The organism is Ferrovibrio terrae (assembly GCF_943371255.1).
Classification (GTDB): domain Bacteria; phylum Pseudomonadota; class Alphaproteobacteria; order Ferrovibrionales; family Ferrovibrionaceae; genus Ferrovibrio; species Ferrovibrio terrae_B.
In genome coordinates, this window is sequence record NZ_CALRUC010000158.1 from 1 (window position 1) to 7,827 (window position 7,827).

Sequence of the window (7,827 nt, forward strand, 5' to 3'; positions counted from 1 at the left end):
CTGAACCGCACCGTGCTGGGCAAGATCGTGCTGGCCGTGATCCACAATGACGAGATCGCCGCCAGCATGGGCATCAATATCAGCAAGGTCTATCTCGGCGCCTTCACCTTCGGCGTCTTTCTGGCAGCATTGGGCGGCGCCTTCACTGCGCCGATGATCTCGGTGCAGCCGGGCATCAGCGTCGGCGTCATCATCGTCAGTTTCGCCGTCGTCATCATCGGCGGCCTGGGCAGCATCGGCGGCGCCGCCATCGGCGCGCTCATCGTCGGCCTCGCCCGTTCCACTGCCGTGCATATCTGGCCGGCCGCCGAACTCTTCAGCATTTATCTGGTGATGGCCGCGGTGCTGATCTTCCGGCCCGAAGGCCTGTTCCAGCGCGTTGTCGCCCGCAGGATCTGATCCCATGACCCGTAGCCTGCAAACCACCATCCTCTATGCCGCCGCGCTGGCCGTTCTGCTGCTGGTTGGCCTGATGCTGCCGCAATGGCTGCTGTTCCTGCTCACCATGGCCGCCAGCCATGGCGTGGTCGGCCTCGGCCTGATCGTGATGATGCGTGGCGGCGTCGTTTCCTTCGGCCAAGGCCTGGTCTTTGCCATCGGCGGCTATGTCGCCGGGCTGGCCGCCACGCGCTACGGCATCACCGATGCGGTGGTGCTGGTGCTGCTGGGCTGCTTTGCCTCGGCGCTGGCCGGCGCCATCGCCGGCCCGCTGCTGGCGCGCTATCGCAGCATCTTCTTTGCCATGCTGACGCTCGCACTCTCCATGGTACTTTACGGCATCTTGGTGAAATCCTCGGGCGTCGGTGGCTCCGATGGCTTCAATGTGCCGCGCCCCAGCATGCTGGGCCTGACCATCAACGAGACCAACGCCGATTATGCCTTCTTTGCGCTGAGCAGTGCGATCGCCACGCTGCTCACCCTGCTGGTGACGATCTACTGCCGCTCCAGCCGCGGGCTGCTGTCGATGGCGATCCGCGACAACGAGTTGCGGGTGGAGTATCTCGGCACCTCGGTGCGCGCCGCCATGGCGATCAACTTCGTGATCGCCGCCGCGCTTGGCGGTGCCGGCGGCGCGCTGACCGTGATTTCGCTCGGCCATATCGACCCGAACTTCTCCTACTGGACCACCTCTGGCGAGTTCGTCTTCATGGCGATCCTGGCCGGCCATGCCAGCGCGCCGGCGGTATTCCTCGCCTCGCTGTTGCTGGAACTGGTGCGATCTTTCTCCAACAAGTATTTCCCCGACACCTGGCAGCTGGCGCTCGGCCTGTTCCTGCTGCTGATCATCCTGTTCCTGCCCAAGGGCGTCGGCTCGCTCTGGGCCAAACCCGAACGCCTGCCGCGCCAGGCCGCCGAAAAGGCACAGGCTGCCGCCGCCAGACAGCGCGCTGCGACGGAGGCCGCACAATGACCCCGCAGCCTTACGTCCTTGAAGCAGACCGGCTCGGCAAGACCTTCGGCGCCCTGGTGGCGGCCGACAATGTGTCGCTGCAGGTCTCGGCCGGCCAGCGCGTCTGCCTGATCGGCAGCAACGGCGCTGGCAAGACCACGTTTGTGAATATGGTGACCGGCTATATCAAGCCGAGCAGCGGCAGCATCAAGCTGGATGGCAAGGAAATCACCGGCCTGGGGCCGCGGCAGATCGCCCAGCGCGGCGTCTGCCGCTCCTTCCAGATCCCCCAGCTCTGCCTCGAAATGAGCGCAGCCGAGAATATCCTGGTTGCGCTTACCGTGGCGCGGCGCGGCGCGCTGTCCTTCTGGCGTGGCGCCTATGATGCCGGTCTCTGCGACGAAGCGATCGCCATGCTGGAACGGTTCGGCCTCGCCGGCCATGCCGAGCGTCCGGTGTCTGAACTGCCCGGCGGCGTGCGCAAGCTGCTGGATATCGCCATGGCTCTGTGCCGCGATCCGCGCCTGATCCTGCTGGACGAACCGACCAGCGGCGTCAGCGTGGATGAGAAATTCAGCATGATGGATACGGTGCTGCGTGCCATGGACGGCAGCAACCTGACCACCCTGTTCGTCGAACATGACATGGACATCGTCTCGACCTATGCCAACCGCGTGGTCGCCTTCTACAGCGGCCGGGTCATCGCGGATGGTACCCCGGCCGAGGTTCTGGTCGATGCTGAAGTGAAACGTTATGTGACGGGGAATGCGAAATGATCCAGCCGCTCCTCTCCATTGACGGCCTGCAGGTCTCGATCCAGGCCATCGGCGTGCTGCGCGGCTTTTCACTTGATCTGGCTGCTGGCCAGATGATCGGCCTGATCGGTCGCAATGGCGCCGGCAAAACCACCCTTCTGCGCAGCATCATGGGTCATCTGCCGATTGATGGCGGCGATATCCGCTTTGCCGGCACCAGCCTGAAAAGGCAGGAGCGCCATACCCGTGCTGGCCTTGGCATCGGCTACATGCCGGAAGACCGCCGGCTGATCCCGGAACTGACGGTGGAGGAAAACATCCTGCTACCGGTCTGGGTCTCGAAGACGCTCAGGAAGGCCGAGCGGCTGGATTTCGTCTATGCCGTGCTGCCCGAACTGGCGCAGATGAAAGATCGCCGCGCCCTGCTGCTCAGCGGCGGACAACAGAAGCTGGTGGCGCTGGCCCGTGCGCTTACCGTTGGCACGAAGCTGCTGTTGCTGGACGAGCCCTTCGAAGGCGTGGCGCCGGCCCTGTCCGAGCGACTGTCGGAGGTGATCGCCGGCCTGCGCGGCACGGATCTCTCCGTGCTGATCGCCCAGTCGGAACTCAACCATACCCAGGCCCTGTTCGACCGCGAATATGTCATCGAGCGCGGCGCCAATGCGGTCGCGCATAAGGCCGCCTGACATGGCCTGGCAGCTGGACGATTCCATTGCAATCCGCAACGAGGCGCATTTCGGCGACCGCGTGGTGCGCTGCTTCACCGACCGCCCGGTGCACAGCTACGATATTTTCGCCCGCACGCTGGCAGCGCATCCCGACAACGAAGCGCTGGTGGCCGGCGATAACCGCCTCACCTATCGCCAGCTCGCGGCCGAATCTGATGCCGTGGCCGGCGGGCTGGCTGCCGCGGGTGTGAAAGCTGGCGACCGTGTCGGCATGCTGCTGGGGAACCGCATCGAATTCGTTTCTACCTTGCTGGCCTGCCTGCGGCTTGGCGCCATCTGCGTGCCGCTCGGCACAAGGCTGCAGACGCCGGAGATCGCCTATATCCTCGATCACGCCGGCGCCTGCCTGCTGGTGCATGAGGCTGACCTGGCCGACCGCCTGCCCGGCGCCGCCGATCTGCCGCAACTGCGGCACCGGTATGCAGCCGGCGGTCATGCGCCCGGATCGCTGGCCTTCGACACGCTGCGCCAGGCCGGCACCCCGCCGGCCTTTGCGGCCCCGGCCGAGGAAGCCACCGGTGTCATCCTCTACACCTCGGGCACCACCGGACGGCCCAAAGGCGCCATGCTGGCGCATATCAACATCGTGCATTCGGCCCTGCATTTTCAGTATTGCATGGGGCTGGGGCCGGATGACCGCTCGCTGCTGGCGGTGCCGGCCAGCCATGTCACCGGCCTGATCGCCATCATCGTGACTGCCTGGCAGGGCGGCGGCGCGGTGATCATGGTGCCGGAATTCAAGGCGCGCGATTTCCTGCCGCTGGCAGCCAGAGAAAGGCTCACCCACACCATCATGGTGCCGGCGATGTACAATCTCTGCCTGCTGCAACCGGATTTCGACCGGCATGATCTCTCCAGCTGGCGCGTCGGCGGCTATGGCGGCGCACCGATGCCGCAGGCCACCATTGCCGCGCTGGCGCAGAAGCTGCCGCAGCTCGGCCTGATGAACGCCTATGGCGCCACCGAGACCACCTCGCCCACCACCATGATGCCACCGGCGCTGAGCGCCACCCATTCCGACAGCGTCGGCCTGGAAGCACCCTGCGCCGAGGTGATCGTGGTCGATGCCGATGGCCGCGAAGTGCCGCCGGGCGAAGCCGGCGAGATCTGGATCCGCGGCCCCATGGTGGTACCGGGCTACTGGGCGAATCCGGAGGCCACGCAGCAGAACTTCACCGCCGGCTTCTGGCATTCCGGCGATATCGGCTCGATCGACGCCGATGGCTTCGTGCGGGTGTTCGACCGCGTCAAGGACATGATCAACCGCGGCGGCTACAAGATCTTCTCGGTCGAGGTGGAGAATGTGCTGAGCCATCATCCCGGCGTGCTGGAAAGTGCCATTATCGCCCGGCCCTGCCCGGTGCTGGGCGAGCGGGTGCATGCCTTCGTGGCCCGCAAGGATGCGGCGCTGACCGAAACAGTGCTGAAGGATTTCTGTGCCAGCCGGCTGGCCGACTACAAGGTGCCGGAAACCTTCACCCTGCTGGACGAGCCGCTGCCGCGCAATGCCAATGGCAAGCTGCTGAAACGGGCCCTGCGCGAGCAGTTGCTTTAGGTTACAGGCCCAGATAAGCCTTGCGGATCTCGGGTCGCTGCAACAGGTCGCCGGCCGGGCCCTCCATGGCGATGCGGCCCTCTTCCAGCACATAGGCCCGCGATGCCAGGGCCATCGCCATGCTGACATTCTGTTCGACCAGCAGCACGGAGAGTCCATCGGCATTGATGCGGCGGATGGCCTCGAACATGTCCATGACAATGGAGGGCGCCAGACCCAACGACGGCTCGTCGAGCAGCAGCAGCTTGGGTCGCGCCATCAGCGCCCGGCCGATGGCCACCATCTGCTGCTGGCCACCCGACAGCGAACCGGCCAGCATCGGCAGCTTTTGCCGCACCGCCGGAAACAGCTCGCAGACCTGCTCCAGTGTTTCACGCCGCCGCGCCTTGGCTGCCGGCAGGTAGCTGCCAAGCTCCAGATTCTCCAGCACCGTCATACCGGCGAACAGCCGGCGGCTTTCCGGCACGATGGCAATACCGGCCTGGCAGAATTTATGCGGCGCAATGCGGGTGATATCGGCACCGTCAAAGACGATGCTGCCCTGGGACGCGCGATTCAGGCCGGCCAATGTATTGATCAGCGTCGTCTTGCCCGCACCATTGGGCCCGACGACACAAACCAGCTCGCCGGTGCCGACATGGATGCTGACATCCCACAGGGCCGGGGCCGCACCATAGGCGACCTTCAGGGTGCTGACCTCAAGCATGGGCTTTCCCCAGATAGGCAGCCTTCACGCTGTCTTCATTCATCACATCGGTGGCATTGCCCTGGGCAATCATGGCACCGTAATTCAGCACGACGATACGGTCGGTCAGCGCCATGACGGCGCGCATCACATGTTCGACGAAAATGATCGTGGTGCCACGGTCGCGAATACGCTGGATCATCTCGATGGCTTCGTTGATTTCGCTCGGCGTCAGGCCGGACAGCACTTCATCCAGCATCAGCAGCCTCGGCCGGGCGGCGAGCGCGCGCGCCAGCTCCAGGAACTTGCGCTGATGCAGGTTCAGGTCATCGGGCAGCGCATGGGCGCGATGGGAAAGACCGGCGAAGGCAATGAACTCTTCTGCCGCTTGAGTCGCCTCGGCACGGCTCATGCCCGTGCCGCCGAACATGGCAACCATGGCGACATTCTCCAGCACGGTCATCTGGCTGAAGGGACGCGGAATCTGGTAGGTGCGCGCGATGCCGGCCTGGGCGAAACGATGGGCATCCAGCCCGGCCAGATTCTGGCCCTCGAAAATGATCTCGCCGGCGGTCGGTTTGAAATGACCACTGACCAGGTTGATGAAGGTGGACTTGCCCGAGCCGTTCGGCCCGATCAGGCCGAGGATTTCGCCCTTGCGCACCTCCAGTGTCACATTGTCGACCGCCCGCAGGCCGGCGAAGGCCTTGGTCAGCCCGCGCACCTGCAGCAGCACGTCTGTGGCAGGCGCCGGCTTGGTGGCCAGCCTGACGATGGCCGCCGTCGGCACCGCTTCATGCGCTGGCGGTGAGACGGCCGCGGCAGGGCTGCTGCGGCCACGCCGCCACTGGGCGATCATGCCCAGCACGCCAGACGGCATGAACAGGATGACGATGACCAGGATCAGGCCGACCATGGCGCGGCCAAACACGGCATAGTCGCCGGAGGTGAAGAAATACAGCAGGCAGGTGATGAAGACGGCGCCAACGGCCGGCCCGATCCAGTGCCGGCTGCCGCCAAGAATGCTCATCAGCACGACCGAGAGCGGCACGGCAATGGAAAAGGTCTCCGACACCGTCACGTAGGAGATGAACACGGCATGGATGCCGCCCGCCAGGCCGGCCAGGCCACAGGAGACTGCCAGCGCATAGAGCTTGTAGCGATAGGTCGGCACGCCCATGACCTCGGCGACATCCTCGTCGTCATGAATCGCGAAAAGCCCGGTGCCGAATTTGGACGCGTAGATAATGTAGGAAATCGCCAGCGTCGCCACGGCGGCAATCAGCCCCATCATATAGATCGAGGCCGACTGCGACGGGCCGAGCTTGGGGATATCGACGCCGATGAGATAGATGCCGGGACCGCCGTCAATCCTGGTGTTCAGGATGATGGTGGCGAGCACGAAGGTGATCGCCAGTGTCAGCAGCGCAAACAGCTCGCCCCGCACCCGCGCGACACGGAAGACCACCGCCCCGAGGCCGACACCAAGCGCGGCGGCGACCAGGATTGCGGCCGGCAGCGTGGCAAGGAAAGGCCAGCCGATGCTGCCGGCCAGATAGGCCGAGCCGTAGATGCCGGCACCGAAGAAGGCGCCATGCCCGAAAGAGAAGTAACCGGTGTAACCCGAGAGAATGTTCCACGACACGGCCAGCACGATCCAGTGGAACAGCAGGTAGAGGAAGGATTCCCAGAAGGCAGGGACGCCCAGCCACGGCAGGGCGGCAAAGGCGACACCGATGGCGAAAATTCCGGACAGAATGACCTTGTTCATAATCAGGCCCTACCCGGCCGGAACAGCAGCATGAGGATCAGCAGCGAGAAAGAGACGATCGGCGCCCAGGAGGGCGCGAAGAGCACCATGGCGATGGCCTCGCTCACCCCGATGATGATGCCGGCCACCAGCGGGCCGATGGCGCTGCCCAGGCCACCCAGCATGACCACGGCAAAGACCACGCCGACCCAGGAGAAAATCTGGGTCGGGGTCAGCGTGAAGGTCAGCGCGAAGCACACGCCGGCAATGGCGGCAAAGGCGACACAGACACCGGAAAGTAATAGCGACAGCAGGCGCTGGTTGATGCCGAAGGCAGCCGCAATCGGGCCATCCTCGGCCATGGCGCGCATGGCCTTGCCGATATCGGTGAAGCGCATCGCCGCCCAGACCGCAAAGGCCAGCGTGATGGCCAGCAGAAGGGTAAGCAGCTCCGGCACCGGGACGAAAAGCCCGGCTATCTTGAATTTCTCTTCACCGTAAGAGGACTGCAGTTTGCGGAAATCGGCCGTCCAGACATACTGGATCAGGCTTTCGATCATCACAGTGAAGCCGAAGGTGACCAGCAAGGAATTGAACGGTGAAATCTTGAAGCGCGACAGCAGCCATTGCTGTGCCACGCCGATGGCGAAGAACAGCGGCGCCAGGATCAGCAGGGTGAGCAGCGGGTCGATGCCCCAGACCGTCACCATATGATAGCTGAGATACCCGGACAGGAAGACGAAGCCGAAATGCGCCAGGTTGATCTGGCGCAGCAGGCCCCAGGACAGTCCCAAGCCCAAACCGATCAGGCCGTACATTCCACCGATGAAAACGCCAGACAGGATGGACTGCAGCAGAAGGTTCAGACTTGGGAAAGCCATACAGGATCACTCGATTCAGGTTACTGGGTCTTGATCGTCGCGCCGGGTGCAGCCCATGCCTTGGGCCAGACCGTGACCCAGGT

General features: G+C 64.3%; 7 protein-coding genes and 1 pseudogene. 5 read left to right on the plus strand and 3 right to left on the minus strand.

The window, feature by feature from the left end; genetic code table 11:
• The 5 genes and pseudogenes from AAG799_RS21370 to AAG799_RS21390 form a co-directional block, all read left to right on the plus strand.
• Positions 1-399, plus strand: a pseudogene (locus AAG799_RS21370) (branched-chain amino acid ABC transporter permease); the annotation flags it as partial.
• Positions 400-403: 4 nt separating this feature from the next.
• Complete coding sequence (locus AAG799_RS21375) at positions 404-1,411, plus strand: branched-chain amino acid ABC transporter permease (RefSeq protein WP_341899024.1); 1,008 nt, start codon at positions 404-406, stop codon at positions 1,409-1,411.
• Positions 1,408-2,166, plus strand: a complete 759-nt coding sequence (locus tag AAG799_RS21380; RefSeq protein WP_341899026.1) for an ABC transporter ATP-binding protein — start codon at positions 1,408-1,410, stop codon at positions 2,164-2,166. Before AAG799_RS21375 ends, AAG799_RS21380 begins: the two co-directional genes overlap by 4 nt.
• Positions 2,163-2,831: an ATP-binding cassette domain-containing protein gene (locus AAG799_RS21385; protein ID WP_341899027.1), complete on the plus strand. Its 669-nt coding sequence runs from the start codon at positions 2,163-2,165 to the stop codon at positions 2,829-2,831. The genes AAG799_RS21380 and AAG799_RS21385 overlap by 4 nt, the downstream gene beginning before the upstream one ends.
• Before the next feature lies 1 nt (position 2,832).
• Entirely contained in the window at positions 2,833-4,428 is a 1,596-nt protein-coding gene (locus AAG799_RS21390; RefSeq protein WP_341899028.1) for a class I adenylate-forming enzyme family protein, read from the plus strand.
• Between the two features lies 1 nt (position 4,429).
• On the opposite strand, the gene AAG799_RS21395 is transcribed toward AAG799_RS21390, so the two are convergent.
• The 3 genes from AAG799_RS21395 to AAG799_RS21405 are packed head-to-tail and all read right to left on the minus strand — an operon-like array spanning position 4,430 to position 7,744.
• Positions 4,430-5,134, minus strand: a complete 705-nt coding sequence (locus tag AAG799_RS21395) for an ABC transporter ATP-binding protein (protein ID WP_341899030.1) — start codon at positions 5,132-5,134, stop codon at positions 4,430-4,432.
• A complete protein-coding gene (locus tag AAG799_RS21400) occupies positions 5,127-6,884 on the minus strand; it encodes a branched-chain amino acid ABC transporter ATP-binding protein/permease (protein ID WP_341899032.1) in 1,758 nt (585 codons plus the stop codon). Before AAG799_RS21400 ends, AAG799_RS21395 begins: the two co-directional genes overlap by 8 nt.
• A gap of 2 nt (positions 6,885-6,886) precedes the next feature.
• Positions 6,887-7,744 carry a branched-chain amino acid ABC transporter permease gene (locus tag AAG799_RS21405; protein WP_341899033.1) on the minus strand — a complete coding sequence of 286 codons (858 nt, stop codon included), beginning with the start codon at positions 7,742-7,744 and terminating at the stop codon, positions 6,887-6,889.
• Positions 7,745-7,827: the final 83 nt, after the last annotated feature.